Origin of the sequence: Variovorax paradoxus, from assembly GCF_022009635.1 — a bacterium.
In the GTDB taxonomy this organism is placed as follows: domain Bacteria; phylum Pseudomonadota; class Gammaproteobacteria; order Burkholderiales; family Burkholderiaceae_C; genus Variovorax.
This window is the reverse complement of sequence record NZ_CP091716.1, coordinates 1037054-1061508: the sequence shown is the minus strand read 5'-3', so window position 1 is coordinate 1061508 and position 24455 is coordinate 1037054. Positions and strand designations below refer to the sequence as shown.

Sequence of the window (24455 nt, the reverse complement as noted above, 5' to 3'; positions counted from 1 at the left end):
TCCCACGTTCATGACACACCCAGCCTCCGCCATGAAGACGACGCTCATCCTTGCCGCCCTGTTGTCGGCCGCGGCCTTTTCCACCGCAGCCACGGCGCAGGAATACACGGCGCCGCCGGTGGCAGTGAAGCCCGCCGGCGGGCCGAAGAAGAATGCGAACTACGTGGTCGACCCGACGCACACCTTCGTGATGTACGAGATGGGCCACTACGGCACCACCACCAACCGGGGGCGCTTCAGCACCAAGGACGGCTCGGTGCAGATCGACGGCACCGGCACCAGCGGCAAGGTCGACATCACGATGGACATCAGCTCCATCAACACCGGCGTCGACCTGCTCAACCGTCATGTGCAGAGCAAGGACTTCTTCAACGTGGCGGAATTCCCGACCGGCCGCTTCGTGGCCGAGCGCATCGATTTCAGCGGGGACAAGGTGGTCGACGTGCCGGGCACGCTCACGCTGATGGGGCAGACGAAACCGGTGACGCTGAAGGCGGTGCGCTTCAACTGCTACCTGAGCCCGCTGATCAACCGCCAGGTGTGCGGCGGCGACTTCGAGACCACGGTGGAACGCAGCGACTGGGGAATTACCTGGGGACTGAACTTCGGCTTCGAGAACAAGGTGAAGCTGCTGGTGCAGGTGGAGGCGGTCAACGTCCAGCCGTAGGCGCTTCCGGCGCCACTGGCTGGCCCTGCCGGCCTACCTGACGATGGTCTTGCGGGGGCTGCTGCTCGCGGCCAGCGGCTCCTCGCTATCGTTCTTGGGGGATTTCAGCCAGTTGCGGGCCGCCATCACTGCACGCGGAAGATTCAGCAATACCAGCATCCAGGCGCCCATCGCGACAGTCATCACCGCACCGAACAACAGTTGTTCGGCCAGCGGTGCATCGCTCCAGTAGAAGAAGCTCAGCAAAAACGACAAGATCAACGCCCAAATGATCAGGAGGTAGAGATTTTTCATCTTTGTGCACCGCGGAAGTCGGTACACAAAATGTAAACGAAAAAGTAATTCGAGTACTACTTATAGTTTACTTTTCAATCCTTGATCAGCGTGAATTTGTGCACGTTATTCAACCATTTCAAATTTTCCCGAAGAGGCATGCCCGATGGACAACACCCTTTCCTTGCTGGGTATCGCCGGCGCGATGGCCGTGGGCGCGATGAGCCCGGGCCCCAGTTTCGTCATGGTGGCGCGCACGGCCGTGGCCTCCCGCGGCGACGGGCTGGCGGCGGCGCTGGGCATGGGCGCGGGCGGACTGGTCTTCGCCATTGCCGCGCTGGCCGGCCTGCAGGCGGCGTTCCTGGCGGTGCCGGGGCTCTATCTGGCAATCAAGGGCTTCGGCGGCGCCTACCTCGTGTACCTGGGTTTTCGCATCTGGCGCGGTGCGCGCCAGCCACTGGCTGTTACACCTGAAGTGGGTAGCTCTACCGTCCGGCAGGGCCGCGGCGGCCGCACCTTCTTGCTGGGCCTGGCCACCCAGGTCAGCAACCCGAAGACGGCGGTGGTCTACGCCAGCATCTTCGCGGCCTTCCTGCCGCGCGAGGTGCCGCTGGTACTGGCGCTGTCGGTGCCGGCCGTGATCTTCTGCATCGAGACCGGCTGGTACACCATCGTCGCGCTGGCGCTCTCGTCGGCGGCGCCGCGCTCGGCCTACCTGCGCTACAAGGCGTGGATCGACCGCGCGGCCGGTGGCGTGATGGGGCTGCTGGGCGTTCGGCTGGTCTGGTCGGCCCTGCGCGGCGGCCACTGACCGAATACCCGTCGGGCCGCTACAGCAGGCTCTCGGGTGTCAGCGGCGCCAGCAGTTCGAGCATGGTGCGGTCCCAGAAGCCCGAATCGGGCTCCTCGTGCAGCACCGTGATCTTGCCGGCGTCGTCGCTGACCCATTCGATGCGGCTGTCGTTGCTGCCCTCGGCAAAGCGCAGCCGGTAGGCGCCCTGCTGCTTGAGCACGTCGAGCAGCTTGAGCATCTGTTGCGCCATCTCGGGGCTGTGGATGATCAGCCCGATCTCGGTGTTCTGCGATTCCGAGCGCGGATCGAAATTCATCGACCCCACGAACAGCGTGCGCCGGTCGATCACCGCCGACTTGGCATGCAGCCGCCCGACCGTGGTGCCGAAAAGGCCGAGCCGCACACTGCGCCGGGTGCGCGTGGAGCTCAGCTCATACAGGTCGGCGCCGAGCTTGAGCATGTCGGGCCGGTAGCGGCGGTAGGCGGTGTGCACCAGCGGTTCGTCGGTGGCGGCCAGCGAATTGGTGACCACGCTGATCTTCACGCCGCGCCCGCGGATCTCGCGCATCACCTCCAGCCCCGTGGCGCCCGGAATCAGGTAGGGCGAGACGATGGTCACTTCGGCGCGCGCGCGGCGCATCTGCTCGACCACGTTGTAGCGCACGCTGTCGACGTCGAGCAGCGGCACGCCGCCGTACGAGGCGGTCTTGCCGATCACGCGGTCGGGCGAGTCGGCGTAGGCCTCGGCCAGGGTCCAGATCAGGCCCAGCCTGCCGGCGTTCAGGTCGTCGGCGATCGGGCTGTAGCCGAGCAGGTCGTTCGGTGCGGGCGGCGGCGGTGGCGGCGTGGTATCGGGGCCGGTGGCTGCATCGAAACGGCGCCGCAGTTCCTCGTGCGCGATGCTGCTCGTCACCACCGACTGCACGGGGCGCACGTAGGTGCTGTTCCAGTACTGGTCGAACAGGCTGCCGAGCCGGGGAACCAGCGCGCCGGTCACGAAGGTGTCGAGGTCCAGAAAATTCTCGCCCGCCGTGCGCGTGAAGTACTGGTTGCCGATGTTGCGCCCGCCCGCCACCGCCATCGCGCCGTCGGCGATGAACAGCTTGTTGTGCATGCGGCGGTTGACCCGGCTGAAGTCGAACAGCGACGCAGCGAAGCGCCTGACCAGGCTGCCGCGCCCGGCCGGGAAAGGATTGAACAGGCGCAGCTCGACATTCGGCGTGGCGGCGAAGCCGAGCAGCAGTTCGTCTTCGCCGGAGGTGTAGAGGTCGTCCATCAGCACGCGCACCCGCACGCCGCGCAGGGCGGCGTCGCGCAGGGTGCGCAGCAGGTAACGGCCGGTCTCGTCGCTCTCGATCTGGTAGTACTGCACGTCCAGCGTGCGCTGTGCGCGGCGCGCCAGTTCGATGCGGGTGTCGAAGGCGAAGTCGCCGCCGGGCATCAGGCGAAAACCGCTCAGGTCGGGGTCGGGCTGCGCGGCCAGCGCGAGCTTGCCGAGCGCGGTGTCGGCCGACACCGCCATGGCCCTGGTGGGTGGGCGCGGCGCCTCGTCGGGCAGGGTGGCGCAGCCGGTGACGAGCAACACGGCCAGAGCGAACACCAAGGCCAGACTCGCTCGCCATTCACGGCCAGGCGGCGAACACCGCGGAACCGGCTCTGCCGGGCCGCCGGTGTTGCCCCCTGCAAGGGGGTTGGCGAAGCGACACGAAGTGCGCATAGCCTGGGGGTGTAGCCGAGCTACAGTGCCTTGCGCAGATTGGCGGGCGCGATACGCAGCGCCTCGCGGTACTTGGCCACGGTGCGGCGTGCGCACTCAATGCCCTGCTCCTTCAGCATCTCGGAAATCTGGCTGTCCGACAGCGGCTTCTTGATGCTCTCCGAACTCACGAACTGCTTGATCAGCGCGCGCACCGCGGTGCTCGACGCATTGCCGCCGGTCTCGGTGCCCAGCGCCGAGCCGAAGAAATACTTCAGCTCGACCGTGCCGAACGGCGTGGCCATGTACTTGGCGGTGGTCACGCGCGAAATGGTGGATTCGTGCAGGCCCAGTTCGTCGGCGATCTCGCGCAGCACCAGCGGGCGCATGGCCAGCTCGCCGTGCACGAAGTAGCTCTTCTGGCGCTCGACGATGGCGTTGCTCACGCGCAGGATGGTGTCGAAGCGCTGCTGGATGTTCTTGATGAACCAGCGCGCCTCCTGAAGCCGCTGCGACAGCGCCTGGCTGCCCTCGCCCTTGTGCGACTTGAGCGCGCCGGCATAGATGTCGTGCACTCGCAGGCGTGGCATGACTTCGGGATTCAGCATGACGCGGAACTTGACGTTGGTGCCGCGGCCGGTCTTGGTGACGATCACGTCGGGAATGACGATGTTGCGTTCGACATCGACGAAACGCCGTCCCGGCTTGGGCTCCAGCCGCGCGATGACCTGCAGCGCCAGGCGCACCAGCTCTTCGTTGCTGCGGGTGAGCGTGGCCAGGCGCTTGAAGTCGCGCCGCGCGAGCAGCTCCATCGGCTGCTTGCAGATGGCGATGGCGGTCTTGTAGACCTGCGCGCGGTCTTCTTCTTCGCCATCTTCGTCCTCGGCGGCCAGCGCGCGCAGCTGGATGCTCAGGCATTCGCCCAGGTCGCGCGCGCCCACGCCCACCGGCTCCAGGCTCTGCAGCAGGCCGAGCGCCACCTGGAAGTGGTGCACGAGGTCGTCGAACTGGTCGTTGTCGTCGCCGGCCAGGCCCGAGGCCAGCGCGGGCAGCGAGTCTTCGAGGTAGCCGTCGTCGTTCAGCGACTCGATCAGGAAGCGCAGCGCGGCGCTGTCGTTTTCGCTCAGGCGCAGGCTCAGCGCTTGGCGGTGCAGGAACGACTGCAGCGATTCCTGGCTGCGCGCGAGCTCGGTGGCATCGGCGCGCTCGTCGTCGCCCAGGTTGTTCTGGCGAGCGGGGGCATCGCTGCCCCACTCGCTGTCGTCGGGCGCCATGTCGACGGTGCCGTCGCCTTCCCAGTCGGGCTCGCGCTCGGCGATCTCGGCGGCGGGGCCGTCGGAATCGGCCGCGGTGGTACTGGTCTCGGTCGAGGCGGTGGAGGTGCTGGCCGACGGCGGGGTGAAGTCGCCCTCGCCGGCTTCGGCCACCTCATCGCGCTGGACCGGCGTGTCGACGGCATCGAGCCCGAATTCCTCGCGCGCCGCTTCTTCCGCGGTGCGCTCGAGGAACGGGTTCTCGTCGAGCATCTGCTCCACTTCCTGGCTCAGTTCGAGCGTGGAAAGTTGAAGCAGCCGGATCGACTGCTGCAGCTGCGGCGTGAGTGCCAGATGCTGCGAGACGCGAAGGGACAGCCCCTGCTTCATGGAGAACGCCCCCGCCCTTACATGCGGAAGTGTTCGCCCAGGTACACCCTGCGTACCTCGGCGTTGTCGACGATCTCCGAAGGCGTGCCTTGTGCCAGCACATGCCCGTCGCTGATGATGAAGGCGTGATCGCAGATGCCCAGCGTTTCGCGCACGTTGTGGTCGGTGATGAGCACGCCGATGCCGCGTTCCTTCAGGAAGCTGATGATCCGCTGGATTTCGATGACGGCGATCGGGTCGATGCCGGCAAAGGGCTCGTCCAGCAGGATGAAGCGCGGCTGGGTGGCCAGCGCGCGCGCGATCTCGACGCGGCGGCGCTCGCCGCCCGACAGCGCCAGCGCGGGCGAATCGCGCAGGTGGTCGACGCGCAGGTCGGCCAGCAGCTCGGACAGGCGCTCTTCCATGTGCTGCTTCGACAGCGGCATGAGCTTGCCGCTCGCGTCGGGCTCCTGCTGCAATTCGAGCACGGCGCGCACGTTTTCCTCGACCGTGAGCTTGCGGAAGATCGAGGCTTCCTGCGGCAGGTAGCTCAGGCCCATGCGCGCGCGGCGGTGGATGGGCATGTGCGCGATGGGCTCGCCGTCGATGGTGATGTCGCCGGCGTCGGCGCGCACCAGCCCGACGATCATGTAGAACGAGGTGGTCTTGCCGGCGCCGTTGGGGCCGAGCAGCCCGACGACTTCACCCTTCTGCACGTCGAGCGAGACGTCCTTCACGACCGTGCGGCTGCCGTAGCTCTTCTTCAGGCCGCGCGCGACCAGGCGGCTGCCCGGTGCGCCGTTGGCTTCCTGGGTTCCAGCGGTTTCGATCACTTGCGGGTATCTCCATCGCCACCGAGCGTGGTGGTCGAACGCAGGCCCGCGCCGGGTGCCGGCGTGGGCGCGGCCGGCGCCGCGGGCTTGGCCCCGGCCGGAGCGCCGGGCGCGGGTGCCGTGGCGGCCTTGGGTGTCAGGATGGTCTTGACGCGGCCGCTCGGGGACGACGCGTTGACCGCGGTGTTCGGCGGCACGGTGGAACCGTTGACCGTGTAGGTGTCGTTGCTCTGGTCGTAGACGATCAGGGCGCCGGTGCTCACGTCGTTCGGCGTGGAACCGAGCAGGCGGCGCATTTCCGCGTTGCGGATGAACTTGACGTTGTCGGCGCGGCTGTCGTACTCGATGACTTCGGACTCGCCCTCGATCCACTCGTCAGGGGCGTTGCGCTTCTGCTTGTAGTAAGCCCGCTTGCCGGGCGCCGCGGTGACCACCCCGTACTGGTAGCCCTCGGCGTCCTGGCGCACATCGAGCCGGGCGCCGCGGATGATGATCGTGCCTTTTGTTACCAGCACGTTGCCCGTGAACACGCTGGTCTGCTTGAGGTCGTCGTAACGCATGGCGTCCGACTCGATGTTCATCGGCTTGCTGCGGTCGGCGGTCTCGGCCAGGGCGCCCGAGGCAAGGCCGGCCAGCAACAGCGCGGCGGCAGCCAGGCGGCCGACGCGGCGCAGGAAGGGGGTGGTGGAGTAAGAATGCAATGTCATAGAGGCACGAAACTTGCTCGGCATTGTATGCGGCTGATTGCGTCAGCCCGCACGCGCAGATGAAAAAGCCCGCCGAAGCGGGCCGGTGATGGGCGCAGCAACACGAAGTGTCGCGAAGCCTGGGGTCAGCCCTTCTTGGCTTCGCCGACCAGATAGTTCACGACCTGCAGCACCTTGCTCATGCTGCCGGCGGTTTCGCCGTCCACGTACCAGCGGCCGGCGACGGCCATGGCCGGCACGCCCGCCACCTTGTAGGCGTCGGTCATCTGCGAAGCGCGCTTGGCCTTGCTGGCCACGCCGAACGAGGTGAAGACTTCCTTGAACTTGGCGCCGTCGAGGCCGTTGGCCGCGGCCCAGGCAATGATGTTGGCGTCGCCGTTCACGTTCTGGCGCTGCGCGTGGATCGCGTTGAACACCTTCGGCTGGTATTCGTCGACCTTGCCCATGGCTTCGAGCGCGTAGTACAGGCGCTGCTTGGCTTCGACGTCGTTGCCCACGAAAGGCACCGGAATGCGGCGGAAGGCCACTTCCTTCGGTGCCGACTTGACCCAGGCTTCGAGCGTCGGTTCGAAGTCGTTGCAATGGGGGCAGTTGTACGAGAAGAACTCGACCACCTCGACCTTGCCGGCCGGGGCATCGACGGGCACGCGCTTGTCGAGCACCAGGTACTCCGAGCCGGCCTTGGGCACGCGCGCCTGGGCGTGGGCCGGGTTGGCGGCCAGGGACAGCAGCCCGAGCGAGGTGGCAGCCAGCGAAAAGTCACGACGTTTCATTGAAAGGGTTCTCCAGTTGGTACGGCAGACTGAGCCGGCACGCGGCGGGGAGTTCCCCCGCCCGCGGCGCGCCCAAGGCGATGAATGGTGGCGGCAAACGCCGCGCGGCGAAGCTTAAGGGCTATTGGTGGCAATCGATTGCCGCGGCGGCATCAGCGCTGCACGCGCACGAGCGCCGAATCGAGGCCGCCGCCGTCCAGGCGTTCCTTCAGGCGGTCGGCGTCTTCCTTCTTGTTGAACGGGCCGGCGCGCACGCGGTAGACGGTGCGGCCCGCCTGTTCGCGCTCGGTGACCTTGGCCTCGACGCCCATCAGCGACAGCTTGGCGCGCTGCGCCTCGGCGTCGTCGGTGGTGCGGAAGGCGCCGGCCTGCACGAAGTACATGAACGGATCGGCGCCCGAGTTGCTGCTGGCGGCGCCGCTGTTGCTGCTGGGCGCGGCCGACGCGGTGGTCGTGCTGCCGGAGCCGCCGCCCGAGCGGGCGCGAGCCAGGTCGCCCAGCGGGTCGTTCGACGGCGGCAGCGCGTTGGCCTCGGCCGGCACGGGCGCGGTGCGCGGCTTGACGGCCGTGGGGGGCACCACCACGGGCACCGGCGGCGCGGTGGTCGGCCCGGCGGTGGCGGGAGCGACGGCGGTGGTCGCCGGCTCGCCGGTGACGGGGTTGACCGGGCCGGTCGCGGCGGGCGCCGGCTTGGCGGCACCGGCCTTGCCGGCCAGCGGTGCGTTCGGGTCCCAGTCGCGGTTCTTGCGGGCTTCGGCTTCGTCCTGTTCGGCGCCGCCGCGCTGCGTCTTGGTCACGAAAGGAATCGGCACCTTGGTCACGTAGACCGCGATGCCCAGCGCGACGCCAAGGCCGAGCACCAGCCCGATGATCAGGCCGATGACGATGTTGCCGCGTTGTCTGGTTGTCTTCTTCATGGTGAGGGAGTTCACATCTTGCTCGGCGCACTGACGCCGAGAATCGCGAGGCCATTGTGCAGCACCTGCGCGGTCGCGGCGACCAGCGCCAGGCGGGCCAGCTTGACCTTTTCGTCGTCGACCAGGATGCGTTCGGCGTCGTAATAGCTGTGGTAGCTGGCGGCCAGCTCGCGCAGGTAGAAGGTGACGTCGTGCGGGGCGAAATCGCGGGCGGCGGCGGTGAGCATGGCCGGGTACTTGGCCAGCAGCAGCATCAGCGCCTGGGCGGCCGGGCTTTCCAGCGGCGACAGGTCGACGCCCGCCAGCGTGGCGCGATCGCCGCCCCAGCCGGCGAGCACCGAGCAGATGCGCGCATGCGCGTACTGCACGTAGTACACCGGGTTGTCGTTGTTCTTGGTGACCGCGAGGTCGACGTCGAAGGTGTACTCGGTGTCCGGCTTGCGGCTCAGCAGGAAGAAGCGCACGGCGTCCGTGCTGGTCCACTCGATCAGGTCGCGCAGGGTGACGTAGCTGCCGGCGCGCTTGCTGATCTTGACCTCTTCGCCGCCCTTGACCACGCGCACCATGGTGTGCAGCACGTAGTCGGGGTAGCCCTCTGGGATGCCTTCGCCGGCCGCCTGCAGGCCGGCGCGCACGCGCGCGATGGTGCCGTGGTGGTCGGTGCCCTGGATGTTGATGACCTTGTGGAAGCCGCGCTCCCACTTGGCGATGTGATACGCCACGTCGGGCACGAAGTACGTGTACGTGCCGTCCTGCTTCTTCATCACGCGGTCTTTGTCGTCGCCGTAGTCGGTCGACTTCAGCCACAGCGCGCCGTCCTGCTCGTAGGTCTTGCCGGCGGCCACGAGCTTCTGCACGGCGGCCTCGACGCGGCCGCTGGTGTACAGGCTCGACTCCAGGTAGTACTGGTCGAAGTGCACGCGGAAGGCCTGCAGGTCCAGGTCCTGTTCGCGGCGCAGGTAGGCCACGGCGAATTCGCGGATGGCTTCGATGTCCGCGATGTCGCCGGTGGCGGTGACTTCGCGGTCTTCCGACTTGACGGTCTTCTTGGCCTTGAAGTCTTCGGCGATGTCGGCGATGTAGTCGCCGTTGTAGGCCGGAGCCTTTTCGCCGCTGGGCCATTCGGCGTCGCCGGGCTTGAAGCCGCGGGCGCGCAGCTGGGTGCTGTTGGCCAGCGTCTGGATCTGCACGCCGGCGTCGTTGTAGTAGTACTCGCGCCACACGCTCTCGCCCTGCGAGGCGCGCAGGTTGCAGATGGCGTCGCCCAGCGCGGCCTGGCGGCCGTGGCCGACGTGCAGCGGGCCGGTCGGGTTGGCGGAGACGAACTCGACCAGCACCTTCTCGCCGGTGGCGGGCTGCTGGCCGAAGCTTTCGCCGGCCGAGAGCACCTCGCGCACGATCTGCTGCTTGGCCGCCGTCTTCAGGCGGATGTTGAGGAAGCCGGGGCCGGCGATCTCGATCGCCTCGACCCACTGGCCGAAAGCGGGGGTTGCGAGCAAGGCGGCGCTGAGCTGCTCGGCCAGATCGCGCGGCTTGCGCGCGAGCGGCTTGGCGAGCTGCATGGCTGCCGTGCTGGCGAAATCGCCATGGGCGGCCACCTTGGGCGACTCGAACGCGGCTTTGGAGCCAGCGCCGGGCGAGAGGGATTCGAGCGTGTTCGCGAGCGCCGCGAGCAGCTCCTGTTTGACCAATAGCATCTGTGAATTTTACCGGGGGCAAACCCGGACGCTGTTGACGATGGTCATCCAATCATGAACTTGGCCCGTTAGGATGGTCGGCCCCGGGGCGGGGCACCTGTCACAACCAACCTTGCGAGGACATATCACCATGAAGAAGTTCCTTTCCCTGGTAGCCCTGGGCGCCTGTCTCTCCTTCGGCGCCTACGCGCAAGACAAGGCCGCCGCACCGGCAGCCGCTCCCGCTGCCATGGCCGCACCGGCCGCCGGCGCCAGCTGCGATGCCAAGGCCATCGACAAGAACGGCAAGCCCCTGGCAGGCGCCGCCAAGACAAGCTTCGTCAAGAAGTGCGAAAAGGACACCAAGGCCGCCGCTGCACCCGCCTGCGCGACCAAGGCCGTCGACAAGAACGGCAAGGCCCTGGCCGGTGCCGCCAAGACCAGCTTCATGAAGAAGTGCGAAGCGGACGCAGCCAAGGGCTGATGCGCCACTGACGCCGAAGAAGCCCGCCGAGCGCGGGCTTTTTTTCGTCCCGGCTTTTCTTCTTATTTGCCGAAGCCGCGCGCCAGGAACACCGCCACCAGCGGAATCAGCGCGATCAGGTGCGCCTGCACCATCACCAGCTTGCGCGTCTTCTTGATGTCGGCCTCGTCCGGCAGCTTGCCGGTGGCGCGCAGCGTCTTGCGCCAGCGGAAGTAGGTGAGCGTCGGGAAGATCGAAAGCACGCCGACGATGATGAAGAGCCCCAGCTTCACGTGCAGCAGCGGGTTGGTCCAGTACCAGGCGGTGCCCTTCACGCCCCACCAGGTGCGCGCGATGCCGGTGGCGAGCACCGCGATGGCCGCGATGCCGTAGACCATGTCGACCCGGGCCAGCCGCTCGACCACCGCCGCGTTGAGCCACTGCACCCGGCACAGCGCCGCTTCGCTGGAGATGAACACGACCATCGTCAGGATGGCCAATATGTGCAGGTAGGCGAGGATGGCTTCGAGGGTCATCGATGGCTTTCTTCTCTATGCAGTGGGTTGCAATTGCGCAGAGATTGTGCCGCCGCGAAGGCCACCTACGCCCTGCCTCCCCAGAATTCCGGGTTCCCGTATTGCTCCTTGAGGAAATCAAGCCACAGTCGCACCCGCAGCGGCAGGTGCTTGGCGCCCGCGAAGACCGCGTAAATGCCGTTGGGCGGCGCGGCGAACTCGTCGAGCAGCGGCACGAGCAGCCCGGCGTCGATCTCGGCCTCGACCTCCCAGGTGCTGCGCCAGGCGATGCCGTGGCCGGCCAGGCACCAGTCGTGCAGCACCTGGCCGTCGGAGCAATCGAGCGGGCCGCTCGGGCGCAGGTGGATCAGCTCCTGCACGCCGGCCTCGGTGGTAATGCGAAAGGCCCAGCCGCGCGTCTGCGAGGCGTCGCTCGACAGCGTGAGGCAGGCAAAGCGCGAAAGCTCGCCCGGATGCTTCGGCTTGCCGTGGCGGCGCACGAAGTCGGGCGTCGCCACGCAGCGGCGGCGGTTGTCGGCCAGGCGCACGCTCACCAGCGACGAGTCGGGCAGGTCGCCCACGCGCACCGCGCAATCGAAGCTCTCGCCGGTGACGTCGACCACGCGGTCGCTGAGGTTCAGCGAAATCGTCACTTCCGGGTGCAGCGCATGAAAGCGCGGCACCAGCGGCGCGACGTGGCGGCGGCCGAAGCCGGCCGGCGCCGTCACCCGCAGATGGCCGCTCGCCTTGACGCCGCCGGCACTCACGCTGGCCTCGGCATTGGCGAACTCGGTCAGGAGGCGCTGGCAATCTTCGAGGAAGGCGCTGCCCTCGTGCGTGAGGGTGATGCGGCGCGTGGTGCGCACCAGCAGCTTGACGCCCAGCCGCTCCTCCAATGCGTCGAGCCGGCGGCCCATGATGGCCGGGGCCACGCCCTCGGCCTTGGCCGCGGCGGTGAGGCCGCCCCGGGTCGCGACGGAAACGAAGGATTCGAGCTGCTTGAGGCGGTCCATGGCGGGCGGAACTATATCCCCCGTCCCCCCCGCCGCACGAAGGGCGCGGCCTTATTCGGGCCGCACGCCCGCCTCGCGCACCGCCGCGCCCCAGCGCGCATGCTCGGCCTTGATGTACTGCGCCGCCTGCTCCGGACTGCCGCCGCCGGGCGTGCTGCCCTCGGCCAGCAGCTGCGAGATGGTCGCCGGCTTGGCCAGTGCCTTGCCGATGGCGGCATTGAGCTTCTTCACGATGTCGGCGGGCGTGCCGGTGGGCACGACGATGGCCTTCCAGTCCACCGCCTCGAAGCCCTGGTAGCTCTCGCCCACCGTCGGCACGTCGGGCATCACCGGCAGGCGCTTGGCCGAAGTGACGGCCAGCGCGCGCAGCTTGCCGCCCTTGACCATCGAGAGCGCGCCCTGCGGCGTTGCGAACATGTAGTCGGTCTGGCCGCCGAGCAGGTCGGTGATGGCGGGCGCCGCGCCCTTGTACGGCACGTTGAGCACCTTGAAGCCGGCGCGCTTGGCCAGCACCTCGCCGGCCATGTGGCCCAGCGTGCCTGTGCCCGCGAGCGCCTGCTTGATCTCGCCGGGCTTGGCCTTGGCGGCGGCGACCAGTTCGGCCAGCGACTTGTACGGCGCCTCCGTGCGCACCACCAGCACCACCGGCTGCGAAGCCACGACGGCCACCGGCACCAGGTCTTTCAGCGCGTCGTAGGGCATCTTGGGAAACAGCGTCGGGTTGATCGCGAGGTTCGCGGTCTGGCCCAGGCCGATGGTGTAGCCGTCGGGCTTGGCCTTGGCCACCACGTCCATGCCGATGTTGCCGTTGCCGCCCGCGCGGTTGTCCACGATGAAGGTCCACTTGGTGTCGTCCATGACCTTCTGCGCGATCAGCCGCGCCACGATGTCGGTGGCGCCGCCGGGCGTGTAGGGCACGACGAGGCGCACCGGCTTGTCGGGCCAGGCCGTGTCGGCCAGGGCGGATGCGGCGGGCAGGCATGCCGCGGCCGCGGCGCAGGCGAGCAGTGCGCGCCGTGTGATCGATTGCATGGGTTCAGTCTCCGAGGGTGATGTTGTGTGTCGCGAGCGCGGCGATCTGTTCGTCGCTGTAGCCCACTTCCTTGAGGAGTTCGCGGCTGTGCTCGCCGATGCGCGGCGGCTGCAGCCGGATGCCGGGGCGTTCGCCGTCCAGCGTGAACGGCATCAGCGGCACCTTGGCCGTGCTGCCGTCGTTCATGCGCACCGGCGCGAGGCCGCCGGTGGCGTTCAGGTGCGGGTCGTCGAACAGCGCCTGCGGCTTGGTGATGGGCGCGAAGGGCAGCTCGTTCTGCTCGAACACGGCGGCCAGCTCGGCGGCGCTGCGGTTCGCCAGGTGCGAGCGCAGGATGGGCATCATCCATTCGCGCGCCAGCACGCGGTCGTTGTTGGTCTTCAGGCGCGGATCGGCCAGCATGTCTTCCAGGCCGAAGGCCTTGCAGAAGATGGCCCACTGCTTGTCGCTCACGGCCGCAAGGAAGATCTGTTCGCCGTCCTTCACGGTGAACACGTCGTACACGGCCCAGGCAGAGATGCGGCTGGGCATCGGGTCGGCCGCCTTGCCGGTGGCGGCGAACTGCATCATGTGCTGCGCCACCAGGAACACGTTGTTCTCGAACAGCGCCGACTGCACCTCGCAGCCCTTGCCGGTGATGTCGCGCTGGCGCAGCGCGGCCATCGCGCCGATGGCGCCGAACATGCCGCCCATGATGTCGTTCACGCTGGTGCCCGCGCGCAGCGGGTCGCCGGCGCGGCCGGTCATGTAGGCCAGGCCGCCCATCATCTGCACCACCTCGTCGAGCGCGGTGCGGTGGTCGTAAGGGCCGGGCAGGAAGCCCTTGTGGCTCACGTAGATGAGGCGCGGGTTGAGCTTGGCCAACGTGTCGTAGTCGAGCCCCAGCTTCTTCATGGTGCCGGGCTTGAAGTTTTCGCTCACGATGTCGGCGGTGGCGATCAGGCGCAGCGCGGCCTCCACGCCCTCGGGCTTCTTCAGGTCGAGCGCGATGCTCTTCTTGTTGCGGTTGAAGGTCGGGAAGAAGCCCGAGCCCGAGCCCAGCAGGCGGCGGGTGTTGTCGCCCTCGATGGGCTCGACCTTGATGACCTCGGCGCCGAGGTCGGCCAGCAGCAGCCCGCAGGTCGGGCCCATGACCATGTGGGTGAACTCGACGACGCGGACGCCGGCGTACGGCAGGGGATTGGCTTCAGACATGTTGTTCGATGTGTTCCTGGACGAAGCCCTTGGGCAATCCGGCTTCCGGCGTCATGCCGTAGACCGGCTCGCCCGGCAGGCCGGCCATGAGCGGCGCGCGCGCCGCGATGAGTTTCTGGATGTCGATGCCGGTGCGCACGCCCATGGCCTCGAACATGAAGACCAGGTCCTCGGTCACCGCGTTGCCCGAGGCGCCGGGCGCATAGGGGCAGCCGCCGAGGCCGCCGAGCGATGCGTCGAAGGTGCGCACGCCCTCGTCCCAGGCCGCCAGGCAGTTGGCGATGCCGAGGCCGCGCGTGTTGTGCATGTGGGCGGCGCCCGCGTGCACGCCGATTTCCGCGCGCAGGCGCCTGAACAGCCGGCGCACCTGCGCGGGGTTGGCATAGCCCACGGTGTCGGACAGGCCCGACTCGTCCGCGCCGGCCTCCACGCACTGCGCGGCCAGGCGGATCACGTCGTCTTCCGGCACCAGGCCCTGCAGGGTGCAGCCGAAGGCGGTGGAGATGCCCGCCTCGAGCTTCACGCGCGGCGCGATGGCGTTGCGCAGCTCGGCGATGGCGCGCACTTCTTCCACCATTTCCGTCGGCGTCTTGCGCACGTTGGCCAGCGAATGCGCCACGCTGGCCGACACCGGCATGGTGAGCTTGTGCACGCCGGCCTCGAGCGCGGCCTGCGCGCCCTTGCGATTGGGCACCAGCGCCATCACCACCAGGCCGGGCAGCGTGACGGCGTGGCGCACCACCTCGGCGGCATCGGCCATCTGCGGCAGCAGCTTCGCGGGCACGAAGGAAGCGACCTCGATCTCGCGCACGCCGGCGGCGTAGAGCGCGTCGATCCAGCGCAGCTTGTCGTCGGTGGGCATGGTGGCCTTGACCGACTGCAGGCCGTCGCGCGGGCCGACCTCGCTGATGAGGACGTCGGGGGGTGTCATCGAATCTGTCTCCTGTGCTGGAATTGCTTGAAGCCGCTTGACTGTTCTATCTTACAGAACTATATTCCGTTAAACAGAATTAGACCGCCGATTCGCCCCGGCTGTCAAGCCGAGCCATTCCCGCCCATGCCACGCAAAGCCCAGACTGAATCCGTCTCCGACCTCAATGCCGCACCCGGCGGCGCCGCCGCGGTCGACCGCGCGCTGAGCCTGCTCTCGGCCTTCCAGCCGGGCGACGAGGCGCTGTCGCTCGCGCAGTTCGCCGAGCGCACGCAGCTCTACAAGAGCACCGTGCTGCGGCTGCTGGCGTCGCTCGAGCATGCGCGGCTGATCCGCCGCCAGGAAGACGGCCGCTATGCGCTGGGCATGGAGATCGCGCGGCTGCACGGGCTCTATGCGGCGTCGCTGTCGCTCGACCGCATCGTGCTGCCGGTGCTGCGCGCGCTGGTCGCGGCCACGGGCGAGAGTGCGGCCTATCACGTGCGGCAGGACCAGGGCGACAGCTGGGTGCGGCTGTGCCAGTTCCGCATCGATTCGTCGCACGTGGTGCGCGACCACGTGCGCGTGGGCGACCTGCTGCCCAACGACCGGGGCGCGGGCGCGCGCGTGCTCATCGCCTTCGGCCCGGAGAGCGAACTGCCGCGCGGCGCCGAGGAACGCAAGCTGTACGAGGACATTCGCGCGCAAGGCTGGTGCGCGCTGGTGGGCGACCGAACGGCGGAACTGGCCGGCATCTCGGCGCCGGTGTTCCATGCGGACGGCAGCCTGGCCGCGGCCGTCACGCTGACGATGCCGACGCATCGGTACGACGAGCGCTACATCGAGCCGGTGCGCGCCGCGGCGCGGGAACTGAGCGGCCAGGTCTGACGGTCTTGCTCCTTCCCCTTCCGGAGGAGGGAGAAACGCGGGAGCCTCAGGACTCTGCCTTGAAGCCCGAGTTCTTGATCGGCATTTCCCAGCGCTTCAGATGCGCCGCCTGTATGGCCGCGAGCTCGGCCGGCCCCGCATGCGCGGGCACGAGCCCCAGCGAATAGATCTTTTCCTGCACGTCGGGCATGCGCAGCGCGTCGGCCACCGACTTGTCGATGCGCGCCACCAGCTCGGGCTGCATGCCCGGCGGCCCATAGAGCCCGAAGAATGCATCGGCCGTCACGTTGATGCCCGCCTCCTTCAGCGTCGGCACGTCGGGCAGCGCGCGGCTGCGCTGCTCGCCCGTCACCGCGAGGATGCGCACCTTGCCCGCTCGGTGGTGCTCGATGGTTTCCGAGGCGGTGTCGACCATCAGCGGCACCTGCCCGCCGATCAGGTCCTGCGCGGCCGGGGCGCCGCCGCGGTAGGCCACGTGCGTCATCGGCACGCCGGCCGCCTGGGCGATCAACTGGCCGGCGAAGTGCGGCACGGTGCCCGCGCCCGAAGTGGCGTAGTTGGCCTTGGCGGGGTTGGCCTTCATCCATGCCAGCACCGTCTTCAGGTCGCCGGGCGGCGCGCCGGGGCCCGCCGTCACCGCGAAGTCGAAGGTGCTGCCGAGCGCGATCGGGGTGAAGTCCTTTGCCGGGTCGTAGCCGAGGTTGGGGTAGAGCCAGGGGTGGATCACCATCGCGCCGCTCGGCGAGAAGGCCAGCGTGTGGCCGTCCGGCGCCGCGCGCCGCAGTTCGCCCAGCGCGAGCCGGCCGGCCGCGCCGGGCTTGTTGTCGATGATCACGTTCTGGCCCAGCGACACGCGCATCTTCTCGGCCAGCACCCGCGCCACCACGTCCACCGAGCCGCCCGGCGGAAAGCCGACCAGGATCCGCACGGTGCGGTCCTGCTGCGCGAACACCAGCGGCGCGGCGGCCGTGGCGGCAAGGGCGGCAGCGGCACGCGCTGCGAACTGACGGCGTTTCATGGTCTTGTCTCCTCGGGTCGTGGTGAAGAAAGAATCAGGGAAAGACGCGCCCCGAGTCAGCGCAGCGCGGCGAGCACCGCGCGGTTCTGCTCGGGCAATCCGATGCTGACGCGCAGCCATTGCGGCAGGCCGTAAGGGCCGAGCAGCGAGACCTCGATGCCGGCCGTCAGCAGGCGCGCATGCACGGCCTGCGCGTCGCCGACCTGCACCATCAGGAAGTTGCCGGAAGAAGGAACGAAGGCCAGCCCCAGTTCCTTGAAGCCGGCTGCGAGCTGGTCGCGCCCGGCCGTGTTGAGTTCGTAGGTGCGGGCCAGGAAGTCCGCGTCGCCCAGCGCGGCCACCGCGGCGGCCTGGGCCGGCGTCGTCACGTTGAAGCGCGGGCGGTGCGCGTTCATGCGCGCGGTGAGCGCCGGCTGCGACACGCCGTAGCCGATGCGCAGCCCGGCCAGGCCGAAGGCCTTGGAGAAGGTGCGCGCCACGATCAGGTTGGGCAGGCGCCGCACCCATTCGATGCTGTCGTAGCGCTGCGCGGGCGAGAGGTACTCGGTGTAGGCCTCGTCCAGCAGCACCGTCACGTGCGCGGGCACCGACTGCAGGAAGGCCAGCAGCGGCGCGGCGTCGATGAAGGTGCCGGTCGGGTTGTTGGGGTTGGCCACGAAAACCAGCTTCGTGTCGTCGCCGATGGCGGCGCGCATGGCGTCCAGGTCATGGCCGTACTCGCGCGCGGGCACGACGGTGGCGCGTGCATGGGCATGCGCCGTGGCTGCCCCGTAGACGATGAACCCGTACTGCGAATAGACGACGCCTTCGCCCGGCTTCAGGCTCACCTGCGCCGCGAGCTCGAGGATCTCGCTCGATCCGCTGCCCAGCGTGAGCCAGTCGGCCGGCACGTCGAGCCGCGCGGCCAGGGCGTTCTTCAGCGCCGTGCCGTTGCTGTCGGGGTAGTTGCCCGCGCCCTCGAGCGCTGCGGCGGCGGCCCGACGGGCCGATTCGGGCATGCCGAGGGGGTTTTCGTTGGAGGCCAGGAGGATCATGGAGCGGGTGGGGATTTATTTAAGAAGTTAAATATATCCGCCGGTAGGCGCGCTCTTATCAGTGCCTACCCTTTGCGCCTTGCATTGCCGCCGCCCAATTACCTTCACTTTTGTCACAGATAAATCCCGCTTGCGGCTCTTACTCACCAGCAAAGTATCGAATAAAGTTCATCCCAGGATTGCATCTTTCTCAAGGAGAACCCCCATGACCGCCCGCACCACCGCCCACGGACTCCAGGTCGCGACCGAGCTCCACCGCTTCATCGAGGACAAGGTCCTGCCCGCCAGCGGCGTGGCCAGCGACGTCTTCTGGAAGGGCTTCGACGCCATCGTCAGCGACCTCGCGCCGAAGAACATCGCCCTGCTCGCCGAGCGCGACCGCCTGCAGAGCGAACTCGACGCCTGGCACAAGAAGAACCCCGGCCCGATCGCCGACATGCCGGCGTACCGCGCCTTCCTCGAGAAGATCGGCTACCTGCTGCCGCAACCCCAGGGCGCGAAGGCCACCACGGCCAACGTCGACTCCGAACTCGCGCTGCAGGCCGGCCCGCAGCTGGTGGTGCCGATCCTCAATGCACGCTACGCGCTGAACGCCGCCAACGCACGCTGGGGTTCGCTGTACGACGCGCTCTACGGCACCGACGCCATTCCCGAAACCGGCGGGGCCGAAAAAGGCAAGGGCTACAACCCCGCGCGCGGCGCCAAGGTCATCGAGTTCGCGCGCAACGTGCTCGACCAGGCCGCGCCGCTGGCCAACGGCTCGCACAAGCAGGCCACCGGCTACAGCGTGAAGGACGGCAAGCTGGTCGTCGCGCTGCAGAGCAGCAGCACCGGCCTGGCCGACGCATCGCAGTTCATCGGCTACCAGGGCGATGCCGCCGCGCCATCGTCGGTGCTGCTCAAGCACAACGGCATCCACCTGGACATCCGCATCGACCGCTCCACGCCCATCGGCAAGAGCGACGCCGCCGGCGTGAGCGACCTGGTGCTCGAAGCCGCGCTCTCGACCATCCTCGACCTGGAAGACTCGGTGGCCGTGGTCGACGCGGCCGACAAGGTGGTCGCGTACTCGAACTGGCTGGGCATCGTCGAAGGCACGCTGACGGAAGAAGTCGCCAAGGGCGGCAAGACCTTCACGCGCGGCCTGAACCCCGATCGCGAATACACCGGCGCCGACGGCCAGCCCGTGAAGCTGCACGGCCGCTCGCTCATGTTCCTGCGCAACGTGGGCCACCTGATGACCAACCCGGCCATCCTGTACGCGGGCGGCAAGGAGATCCCCGAGGGCATCCTCGACGCCGTGGTGACCACCACCATCGCCACCATCGACCTGAAGCGCAAGGGCAACTCGCGCACCGGCAGCATCTACATCGTGAAGCCGAAAATGCACGGCCCGGCCGAAGTGGCCTTCGCCAGCGAGCTGTTCGGCCGCGTCGAGCAGCTGCTGGGCCTGCCCGCCAACACCGTCAAGCTCGGCATCATGGACGAGGAGCGCCGCACCAGCGTCAACCTGAAGGCCTGCATCGCCGAGGCCGCCGCGCGCGTGGCCTTCATCAACACCGGCTTCCTCGACCGCACCGGCGACGAGATGCACACCGCCATGCAGGGCGGCCCGATGATCCGCAAGGGCGACATGAAGTCCAGCGCGTGGATCGGCGCCTACGAGAAGAACAACGTGCTGGTCGGCCTGTCGTGCGGCCTGCGCGGCAAGGCGCAGATCGGCAAGGGCATGTGGGCCATGCCCGACCTGATGGCCGCGATGCTCGAGCAGAAGATCGCGCACCCCAAGGCCGGCGCCAACACCGCCTGGGTGCCCTCGCCCACCGCCGCCACGCTGCACGCGCTGCACTACCACCAGGTCAGCGTGACCGCGGTGCAGCAGGAGCTGGAAAAGATCGACGCCGACGCGGAGCGCGACAACATCCTCAACGCGCTGCTGCAGGTGCCGATCGCGGCCGAAGCCAAGTGGACCGCCGAAGAGCGCCAGCAGGAAATCGACAACAACGTGCAGGGCATCCTGGGCTACGTGGTGCGCTGGATCGACCAGGGCGTGGGCTGCTCGAAGGTGCCCGACATCCACAACGTCGGCCTGATGGAAGACCGCGCCACGCTGCGCATCTCCAGCCAGCACATCGCCAACTGGCTGCTGCACGGCGTGGTGACCAAGGCGCAGGTCGACGAGACCTTCCAGCGCATGGCCAAGGTGGTCGACGAGCAGAACGCGGGCGATGCGCTCTACCAGCCGATGGCCGGCAACTTCGCGACCTCGGCCGCGTACAAGGCCGCGCAGGACCTGGTGTTCAAGGGCATCGAGCAGCCCAGCGGCTACACCGAGCCGCTGTTGCATGCGTGGCGGCTGAAGGTCAAGGGCGAAGCCTGAGTCTTCGCACCCGCGACTGAACAACAGTGAAAGCCGGGCTCCCGCAGCCCGGCTTTTTCATTTGTGGCGAGGCGCGGGCGCCGCTGCGGCGATCCATTAGCATTCAGGCCGCCTCATCCTTCCCGGCCTTTCCCCCTCATGAATCCGAACGCGGCACCCAAGCCCGCGGAGCGCACCGGCGACGCCGCGCCGCGCTCACGCCTTTCCCGTTTCTCCCACTGGTCCGCTTCCACCACGGCGATGCTGGTCGCCCTGGCCACGGCCTTCGCCCTGAGCCAGGCCTTCCGCACCGTCGGCGCGATGATGGCCACGCCGCTCTCGCAGAACTTCGGGCTCACGCCGCAGCAGCTCGGCATGTGGGCCGGCACCTTCCATTTCACTTTCGGCGTGATGCAGCTCGGCATGGGCGTGTCGATTGACATGTTCGGGGTGCGCCGCACGGTGCTGAGCGCCTTTCCGCTGGCCATCGCGGGCGCCGTGCTGTGCACGATGGCGCCGAGCTTCCACGCACTGCTGCTGGGGCAGGCGCTGATCGGCGTCGGCTGCGCGCCCGCGTTCCTGGCCTGCACGGTGTTCATCGCGCGGCATTTCGATGCGGCGCGTTTCACCGCGATGTCGGGGCTGGTGATGAGCATGGCCGGCATGGGCATCCTGTTCACCGGCACGCCGCTGGCGCTGCTGATCGAGGCCGCCTCCTGGCGTGCAGGCTACGCGGCGCTGGCCGGGTTCGCGGTGCTCTCTTGGCTGGTCATCTTCTGGCGCGTGCGCGAACCTGCGCGCACGGTGGTGCATGACGGCATGCAGCCGGCGCCGGCGGAGCGCCAGTCGCTGCGCAAGGCGGTGCGCGAACTGCTGCCGCTGTTCGCCATGCCCCACACGCTGGGGCTGCTGTGCTTTGCCTGCGTGTCCTACGCGGCCTTCATCACGCTGCGCGGCCTGTGGCTGGGCCCGGTGCTGCACGAGCGGCACGGCCTGTCGCTGGTGGCCAGCGGCAACGTGGCGCTGGTGATGACGGTGGCCGGCATGATCAGCCCCGCGCTGTTCGGCCGCATGGACCCGGGCGGCGCGCGGCGCGGCCGCTGGATGATGGGCTGCGCCGTCGCCGGCGCGCTGATGTTCGGCGCGATGGCGCTGACGCATTCGGCGGCCATCGACATCGGCCTGCCGATCATCTACGGCCTGCTCTCGGGCTACAGCGTGCTGCAGTACGCGTACACCAAGAACGCCTATCCGGCGGAGATGACCGGGCGCGCGATGGCGCTGCTGAACATGGCGATGTTCCTCGGCGTGTCGCTGATGCAGTGGACCACCGGCGTGGCCGCGTCATGGGCGGTGACGCACGGCGCGGAGCCGTTCCGCGCGGTGTTCCTCACGGTGGCCGGCATGCTGGCCGTGGGAACGCTCGCGTTTCTCGTGCTGCCGCGTTCGCATGGCGGTCAGTCCTCCGTGAAGCGGTAGTCGGCCTTCTTCAAGGCCACTTTCTGCGCGCGCCGTTCCGCGCGATGCGTGCGCAGGTGGCGCCCGGCCTTCTGGTTGGATTCGCCGCGCGCCATCGCGGCCACCACGGGGTTGCGAGGTGCCGATGCCGGCACCGAAAAGTAGAACCGGCCCAGACGCTTGTCGTCGTCACGGGCCTTTCGTTGAGCACTCATGTGCGCACACTCCGAAAAACAAAAAAGCCCCGGCGAATGGCTGCGCGGGGCCTTTGTCGATGGGCCTCGGCGGGTGCATGGATGCACGTCCGGCCGGGGCGGTCGGTGTGCGGGTCAGGTGTTCAGGAAAAGCTTCATTGAAGGGTGTTGTCGCCCGGGAGGTTGGTCGTCACCGGGCGCGGTGAAAAAGAAACTGTTGCCGAAAAACGAAGGGCGGATTCTGGCGAGCGCCTGCACGAACCGCAAGGCTTGCATGCGCGGCTGTGGCGCAAAGCCTACGCGGCGCAGACAAATCTGAAACCGGGCGCGAATCCAAAAGCGAAGCGGCCCCGTATTCGATCCAAGCGCATCGCGCCCCCGAGCTGTTGGCGGTTTCCACAGACACCTCAAGAACCATTCTTTCCAGGAGCCTTCAATGAAAAAACTCATGATTGCAGTCGGCGTTTCGGTCCTGCTCGGCGCTTGCGCTGGCGGCATGGGCATGAGCGGCAGTGGCAGCAGCGGGATGTCGTCGAACCCGATGGTCGGCGGCGCCGCGATGTACCCGACGAAGGACATCGTCGACAACGCCGTGAACTCGAAGGACCACACGACGCTGGTCGCCGCGGTCAAGGCCGCCGGCCTGGTCGACACGCTGAAGAGCCCCGGACCGTTCACCGTGTTCGCGCCCACCAACGAGGCCTTCGCCGCGCTGCCGGCCGGCACCGTCGACACGCTGCTCAAGCCCGAGAACAAGCCCACGCTGACCAAGGTGCTCACGTACCACGTGGTGCCCGGCCGCATGGACGGCCCCGCGCTGATGAGCGCGATCAACGCCGGCGGCGGCAGGGCCGTGCTGAAGACCGCCAGCGGCGGCACGCTGGTTGCCACGATGAACGGCGGCAACGTGTGGGTGACAGACGCCAAGGGCGGCACCGCGATGGTCACCATCGCCAACGTGTACCAGTCGAACGGCGTGATCCACGTGATCAACAAGGTGCTGCTGCCGGGTTGATCCTCGGTCAGGCGCGCTGCGCGGCTTCGGCCTCGTCGCGCAGCCATTGCGCGAAATCCTGCGCGTCGCGGTTGCCCGCGGCGCGCTTCGACATTTCGATGAAGTAGGCGCGGCGCGACACGACGCCTTCTCCCAGCGGCGCCACCAGGCGGCCGTCTCTCACGAGTTCGCGCAGCAGCGGCATCCGGCCGATCACCACGCCCTGCCCCGCCACCGCCGCAGCCACCGCGTCCGCGTAGTGGGTGAAGCGCAGCGTGCTCTTCATGCGCAGGTCGGCCAGCCCCATCACGCGCAGCCAAGGCTCCCAGTCGGTCGTCGCGGTCTCGCTCGGATCGGCGTAGTCGACCGTGAGCAGCGTGAGACCCGACAGGTCCGACGGCGCATGCAAGGCCTCGGCGAGCCTGGGCGCGCACAGCGGCACCACCGACTCCTCGAACAGCGCCGGCCCCACGCCGCGGCTGAATGGCGCGAAGCGCACGGCGATGTCGATGCGGCTGCTCTCCAGGTCGAGCACGTCCAGCGTGGCCGACACGCGCACGTCGACCTGCGGATGGGTGCCGGTGAAGCGCGCGAGCCTCGGAATGAGCCAGAGCGATGCGAAGCCCGGCGTGGTGGTGATCGCCACCTGGCGCGGCGCCGAGCTGGCGCGCACGCGCGCCGTGGCGTCGCGCAGCCGCTCCAGGCTGTCGGTGACGGCGCGCTGCATGACGCCGCCGGCCTCCGTGAGCGACAGCGCGCGGTGGCGGCGCTCGAACAGCAGCACGCCGAGGCTGGCCTCCAGCTGCTGGATCTGCCGGCTCACCGCCGATTGCGTCAGGTGCAGTTCGCCGGCCGCCAGCGTGAAGCTCAGGCGCCGCGCCGCGGCCTCGAAGGTGCGCAGCAATTCGAGGGGCGGCAGCTCGCCGGCAGGGGCTTTCGCATTCTCTGGATGCATGCAACGAGTTCCGAATGACCGCGTGTAAAGGCACGGGCGGCTCACTATATTCATTCGTATCACGAATGCAATGGAGCTTGCCATGAGCACACTTCCCCGCCAATCGGGCGCCACCCCGCGCTTTCACGTCAGCCTGTCGACCCGCTCCGTCTTTGCCGTGCCCGACGGCGCCGGCGTGGGCATCGAATGCCGCAGCGGCTCGGTCTGGGTCACGGTGGACCGCGATGCGCGCGACATCGTGCTGGCGCCCGGCGAGCGCTTCCAGAGCGCCGAGCACCGGCGCGTGCTGGTGTCGGCGCTGGAGTCGTCTTGCATCACCGTGTCGGATGCGCAGCCGGCCGCGATCCCCCTCGCCAAGCGCGCCGGCGCGCGGTCGCCTTGGCGACTCCTGCCACACGGGTTGTCCCCGGCTTGACCGTGCACCATGGGCGTCGAACCATCGATGCCCATGAGCCCCGACGCATCCCGAT

The 24455-nt window shown here is 68.3% G+C and carries 26 protein-coding genes; 8 read left to right on the top strand and 18 right to left on the bottom strand.

All coding sequences use genetic code 11. From position 1 onward, the window contains the following. The first annotated feature begins 31 nt into the window (after positions 1-31). The gene (locus tag L3V85_RS05200) at positions 32-667 is read left to right on the top strand and encodes a YceI family protein (RefSeq protein WP_237678340.1); all 636 of its coding nucleotides are present in this window, start codon (positions 32-34) and stop codon (positions 665-667) included. 33 nt (positions 668-700) lie between these two features. Here the strand turns inward: L3V85_RS05200 and L3V85_RS05195 are convergent, their stop codons facing one another. Next, positions 701-961 carry a hypothetical protein gene (locus tag L3V85_RS05195; RefSeq protein WP_237678339.1) on the bottom strand — a complete coding sequence of 87 codons (261 nt, stop codon included), beginning with the start codon at positions 959-961 and terminating at the stop codon, positions 701-703. A gap of 145 nt (positions 962-1106) precedes the next feature. Here L3V85_RS05195 and L3V85_RS05190 point away from each other — a divergent pair, with 145 nt between their 5' ends. Then, entirely contained in the window at positions 1107-1751 is a 645-nt protein-coding gene (locus L3V85_RS05190; protein WP_237678338.1) for a LysE family translocator, read from the top strand. Between the two features lie 19 nt (positions 1752-1770). On the opposite strand, the gene L3V85_RS05185 is transcribed toward L3V85_RS05190, so the two are convergent. From L3V85_RS05185 to argS, 7 genes are all read right to left on the bottom strand, one after another. Beyond that, on the bottom strand, positions 1771-3450 hold the full coding sequence (locus L3V85_RS05185) for a phospholipase D family protein (RefSeq protein ID WP_414080185.1): 1680 nt from the start codon (positions 3448-3450) through the stop codon (positions 1771-1773). Between the two features lie 20 nt (positions 3451-3470). Further along, the gene (gene rpoN / locus L3V85_RS05180) at positions 3471-5072 is read right to left on the bottom strand and encodes an RNA polymerase factor sigma-54 (RefSeq protein ID WP_237678337.1); all 1602 of its coding nucleotides are present in this window, start codon (positions 5070-5072) and stop codon (positions 3471-3473) included. Positions 5073-5089: 17 nt separating this feature from the next. After that, complete coding sequence (lptB, locus tag L3V85_RS05175; RefSeq protein ID WP_237678336.1) at positions 5090-5884, bottom strand: LPS export ABC transporter ATP-binding protein; 795 nt, start codon at positions 5882-5884, stop codon at positions 5090-5092. Continuing rightward, on the bottom strand, positions 5881-6591 hold the full coding sequence (gene lptA / locus L3V85_RS05170) for a lipopolysaccharide transport periplasmic protein LptA (RefSeq protein WP_237678335.1): 711 nt from the start codon (positions 6589-6591) through the stop codon (positions 5881-5883). The genes lptB and lptA overlap by 4 nt, the downstream gene beginning before the upstream one ends. A 125-nt stretch (positions 6592-6716) precedes the next feature. Beyond that, entirely contained in the window at positions 6717-7364 is a 648-nt protein-coding gene (locus tag L3V85_RS05165; protein WP_237678334.1) for a thiol:disulfide interchange protein DsbA/DsbL, read from the bottom strand. 152 nt (positions 7365-7516) lie between these two features. Further along, positions 7517-8281: an SPOR domain-containing protein gene (locus tag L3V85_RS05160; RefSeq protein ID WP_237678333.1), complete on the bottom strand. Its 765-nt coding sequence runs from the start codon at positions 8279-8281 to the stop codon at positions 7517-7519. 11 nt (positions 8282-8292) lie between these two features. Then, positions 8293-9978, bottom strand: a complete 1686-nt coding sequence (gene argS, locus L3V85_RS05155; protein ID WP_237678332.1) for an arginine--tRNA ligase — start codon at positions 9976-9978, stop codon at positions 8293-8295. A gap of 130 nt (positions 9979-10108) precedes the next feature. On the opposite strand from argS, the gene L3V85_RS05150 reads away from it, so the two are divergent. Next, entirely contained in the window at positions 10109-10441 is a 333-nt protein-coding gene (locus L3V85_RS05150; protein WP_237678331.1) for a hypothetical protein, read from the top strand. A gap of 62 nt (positions 10442-10503) precedes the next feature. Here L3V85_RS05150 and L3V85_RS05145 read toward each other — a convergent pair whose 3' ends face one another. The 5 genes from L3V85_RS05145 to L3V85_RS05125 all read right to left on the bottom strand — a co-directional run bounded on the left by L3V85_RS05145 (position 10504) and on the right by L3V85_RS05125 (position 15106). Next, positions 10504-10956 (bottom strand): DUF2214 family protein, encoded by a 453-nt coding sequence (locus tag L3V85_RS05145; protein WP_237678330.1) that lies wholly within the window; start codon positions 10954-10956, stop codon positions 10504-10506. Positions 10957-11021: 65 nt separating this feature from the next. After that, positions 11022-11948, bottom strand: a complete 927-nt coding sequence (locus L3V85_RS05140; RefSeq protein ID WP_237678329.1) for a LysR family transcriptional regulator — start codon at positions 11946-11948, stop codon at positions 11022-11024. 51 nt (positions 11949-11999) lie between these two features. Further along, on the bottom strand, positions 12000-12980 hold the full coding sequence (locus L3V85_RS05135; protein WP_237678328.1) for a Bug family tripartite tricarboxylate transporter substrate binding protein: 981 nt from the start codon (positions 12978-12980) through the stop codon (positions 12000-12002). Positions 12981-12984: 4 nt separating this feature from the next. Continuing rightward, on the bottom strand, positions 12985-14175 hold the full coding sequence (locus L3V85_RS05130) for a CaiB/BaiF CoA transferase family protein (protein WP_237678327.1): 1191 nt from the start codon (positions 14173-14175) through the stop codon (positions 12985-12987). Continuing rightward, entirely contained in the window at positions 14168-15106 is a 939-nt protein-coding gene (locus L3V85_RS05125) for a hydroxymethylglutaryl-CoA lyase (RefSeq protein ID WP_237678326.1), read from the bottom strand. Before L3V85_RS05125 ends, L3V85_RS05130 begins: the two co-directional genes overlap by 8 nt. Before the next feature lie 126 nt (positions 15107-15232). Here L3V85_RS05125 and L3V85_RS05120 point away from each other — a divergent pair, with 126 nt between their 5' ends. Continuing rightward, a complete protein-coding gene (locus L3V85_RS05120) occupies positions 15233-15973 on the top strand; it encodes an IclR family transcriptional regulator (protein WP_237678325.1) in 741 nt (246 codons plus the stop codon). A 46-nt stretch (positions 15974-16019) separates the two neighbouring features. Here the strand turns inward: L3V85_RS05120 and L3V85_RS05115 are convergent, their stop codons facing one another. Both L3V85_RS05115 and hisC read right to left on the bottom strand, forming a co-directional pair. Continuing rightward, positions 16020-16991, bottom strand: coding sequence for a Bug family tripartite tricarboxylate transporter substrate binding protein (locus tag L3V85_RS05115; protein WP_237678324.1), 972 nt, complete (start codon positions 16989-16991; stop codon positions 16020-16022). Between the two features lie 56 nt (positions 16992-17047). After that, complete coding sequence (gene hisC / locus L3V85_RS05110; protein ID WP_237678323.1) at positions 17048-18025, bottom strand: histidinol-phosphate transaminase; 978 nt, start codon at positions 18023-18025, stop codon at positions 17048-17050. A gap of 205 nt (positions 18026-18230) precedes the next feature. On the opposite strand from hisC, the gene L3V85_RS05105 reads away from it, so the two are divergent. Together L3V85_RS05105 and L3V85_RS05100 are read left to right on the top strand one after the other, a co-directional pair. Further along, the gene (locus L3V85_RS05105; protein WP_237678322.1) at positions 18231-20405 is read left to right on the top strand and encodes a malate synthase G; all 2175 of its coding nucleotides are present in this window, start codon (positions 18231-18233) and stop codon (positions 20403-20405) included. 138 nt (positions 20406-20543) lie between these two features. Next, the gene (locus L3V85_RS05100) at positions 20544-21863 is read left to right on the top strand and encodes an MFS transporter (RefSeq protein ID WP_237678321.1); all 1320 of its coding nucleotides are present in this window, start codon (positions 20544-20546) and stop codon (positions 21861-21863) included. On the opposite strand, the gene L3V85_RS05095 is transcribed toward L3V85_RS05100, so the two are convergent. Together L3V85_RS05095 and L3V85_RS05090 are read right to left on the bottom strand one after the other, a co-directional pair. Next, a complete protein-coding gene (locus tag L3V85_RS05095) occupies positions 21842-22057 on the bottom strand; it encodes a hypothetical protein (protein ID WP_237678320.1) in 216 nt (71 codons plus the stop codon). The two genes, L3V85_RS05100 and L3V85_RS05095, sit on opposite strands and share 22 nt — an antisense overlap. A 114-nt stretch (positions 22058-22171) precedes the next feature. Then, complete coding sequence (locus tag L3V85_RS05090; protein ID WP_237678319.1) at positions 22172-22486, bottom strand: hypothetical protein; 315 nt, start codon at positions 22484-22486, stop codon at positions 22172-22174. Here L3V85_RS05090 and L3V85_RS05085 point away from each other — a divergent pair. Then, positions 22473-23051, top strand: a complete 579-nt coding sequence (locus L3V85_RS05085) for a fasciclin domain-containing protein (RefSeq protein WP_237678318.1) — start codon at positions 22473-22475, stop codon at positions 23049-23051. The two genes, L3V85_RS05090 and L3V85_RS05085, sit on opposite strands and share 14 nt — an antisense overlap. Before the next feature lie 7 nt (positions 23052-23058). On the opposite strand, the gene L3V85_RS05080 is transcribed toward L3V85_RS05085, so the two are convergent. Continuing rightward, complete coding sequence (locus tag L3V85_RS05080; RefSeq protein WP_237678317.1) at positions 23059-23985, bottom strand: LysR substrate-binding domain-containing protein; 927 nt, start codon at positions 23983-23985, stop codon at positions 23059-23061. A gap of 82 nt (positions 23986-24067) precedes the next feature. Between L3V85_RS05080 and L3V85_RS05075 the strand changes: the two genes are divergently transcribed. Next, positions 24068-24400, top strand: coding sequence for a DUF2917 domain-containing protein (locus L3V85_RS05075; RefSeq protein ID WP_237678316.1), 333 nt, complete (start codon positions 24068-24070; stop codon positions 24398-24400). Positions 24401-24455: the final 55 nt, after the last annotated feature.

Coding starts and splice junctions, on each gene's coding strand:
- L3V85_RS05135 (WP_237678328.1), bottom strand. CDS start 12,980: ATGCAATCGATCACACGGCGCGCACTGCTCGCCTGCGCCGCGGCCGCG.
- L3V85_RS05080 (WP_237678317.1), bottom strand. CDS start 23,985: ATGCATCCAGAGAATGCGAAAGCCCCTGCCGGCGAGCTGCCGCCCCTC.
- L3V85_RS05190 (WP_237678338.1), top strand. CDS start 1,107: ATGGACAACACCCTTTCCTTGCTGGGTATCGCCGGCGCGATGGCCGTG.
- L3V85_RS05130 (WP_237678327.1), bottom strand. CDS start 14,175: ATGTCTGAAGCCAATCCCCTGCCGTACGCCGGCGTCCGCGTCGTCGAG.
- L3V85_RS05105 (WP_237678322.1), top strand. CDS start 18,231: ATGACCGCCCGCACCACCGCCCACGGACTCCAGGTCGCGACCGAGCTC.
- L3V85_RS05095 (WP_237678320.1), bottom strand. CDS start 22,057: ATGAGTGCTCAACGAAAGGCCCGTGACGACGACAAGCGTCTGGGCCGG.
- L3V85_RS05165 (WP_237678334.1), bottom strand. CDS start 7,364: ATGAAACGTCGTGACTTTTCGCTGGCTGCCACCTCGCTCGGGCTGCTG.
- argS (WP_237678332.1), bottom strand. CDS start 9,978: ATGCTATTGGTCAAACAGGAGCTGCTCGCGGCGCTCGCGAACACGCTC.
- L3V85_RS05145 (WP_237678330.1), bottom strand. CDS start 10,956: ATGACCCTCGAAGCCATCCTCGCCTACCTGCACATATTGGCCATCCTG.
- L3V85_RS05090 (WP_237678319.1), bottom strand. CDS start 22,486: ATGAGTTTTTTCATTGAAGGCTCCTGGAAAGAATGGTTCTTGAGGTGT.
- L3V85_RS05185 (WP_414080185.1), bottom strand. CDS start 3,450: ATGCGCACTTCGTGTCGCTTCGCCAACCCCCTTGCAGGGGGCAACACC.
- L3V85_RS05120 (WP_237678325.1), top strand. CDS start 15,233: ATGCCACGCAAAGCCCAGACTGAATCCGTCTCCGACCTCAATGCCGCA.
- L3V85_RS05150 (WP_237678331.1), top strand. CDS start 10,109: ATGAAGAAGTTCCTTTCCCTGGTAGCCCTGGGCGCCTGTCTCTCCTTC.
- L3V85_RS05085 (WP_237678318.1), top strand. CDS start 22,473: ATGAAAAAACTCATGATTGCAGTCGGCGTTTCGGTCCTGCTCGGCGCT.
- L3V85_RS05140 (WP_237678329.1), bottom strand. CDS start 11,948: ATGGACCGCCTCAAGCAGCTCGAATCCTTCGTTTCCGTCGCGACCCGG.
- L3V85_RS05075 (WP_237678316.1), top strand. CDS start 24,068: ATGAGCACACTTCCCCGCCAATCGGGCGCCACCCCGCGCTTTCACGTC.
- hisC (WP_237678323.1), bottom strand. CDS start 18,025: ATGATCCTCCTGGCCTCCAACGAAAACCCCCTCGGCATGCCCGAATCG.
- L3V85_RS05115 (WP_237678324.1), bottom strand. CDS start 16,991: ATGAAACGCCGTCAGTTCGCAGCGCGTGCCGCTGCCGCCCTTGCCGCC.
- L3V85_RS05200 (WP_237678340.1), top strand. CDS start 32: ATGAAGACGACGCTCATCCTTGCCGCCCTGTTGTCGGCCGCGGCCTTT.
- L3V85_RS05100 (WP_237678321.1), top strand. CDS start 20,544: ATGAATCCGAACGCGGCACCCAAGCCCGCGGAGCGCACCGGCGACGCC.
- rpoN (WP_237678337.1), bottom strand. CDS start 5,072: ATGAAGCAGGGGCTGTCCCTTCGCGTCTCGCAGCATCTGGCACTCACG.
- L3V85_RS05125 (WP_237678326.1), bottom strand. CDS start 15,106: ATGACACCCCCCGACGTCCTCATCAGCGAGGTCGGCCCGCGCGACGGC.
- L3V85_RS05195 (WP_237678339.1), bottom strand. CDS start 961: ATGAAAAATCTCTACCTCCTGATCATTTGGGCGTTGATCTTGTCGTTT.
- L3V85_RS05160 (WP_237678333.1), bottom strand. CDS start 8,281: ATGAAGAAGACAACCAGACAACGCGGCAACATCGTCATCGGCCTGATC.
- lptA (WP_237678335.1), bottom strand. CDS start 6,591: ATGACATTGCATTCTTACTCCACCACCCCCTTCCTGCGCCGCGTCGGC.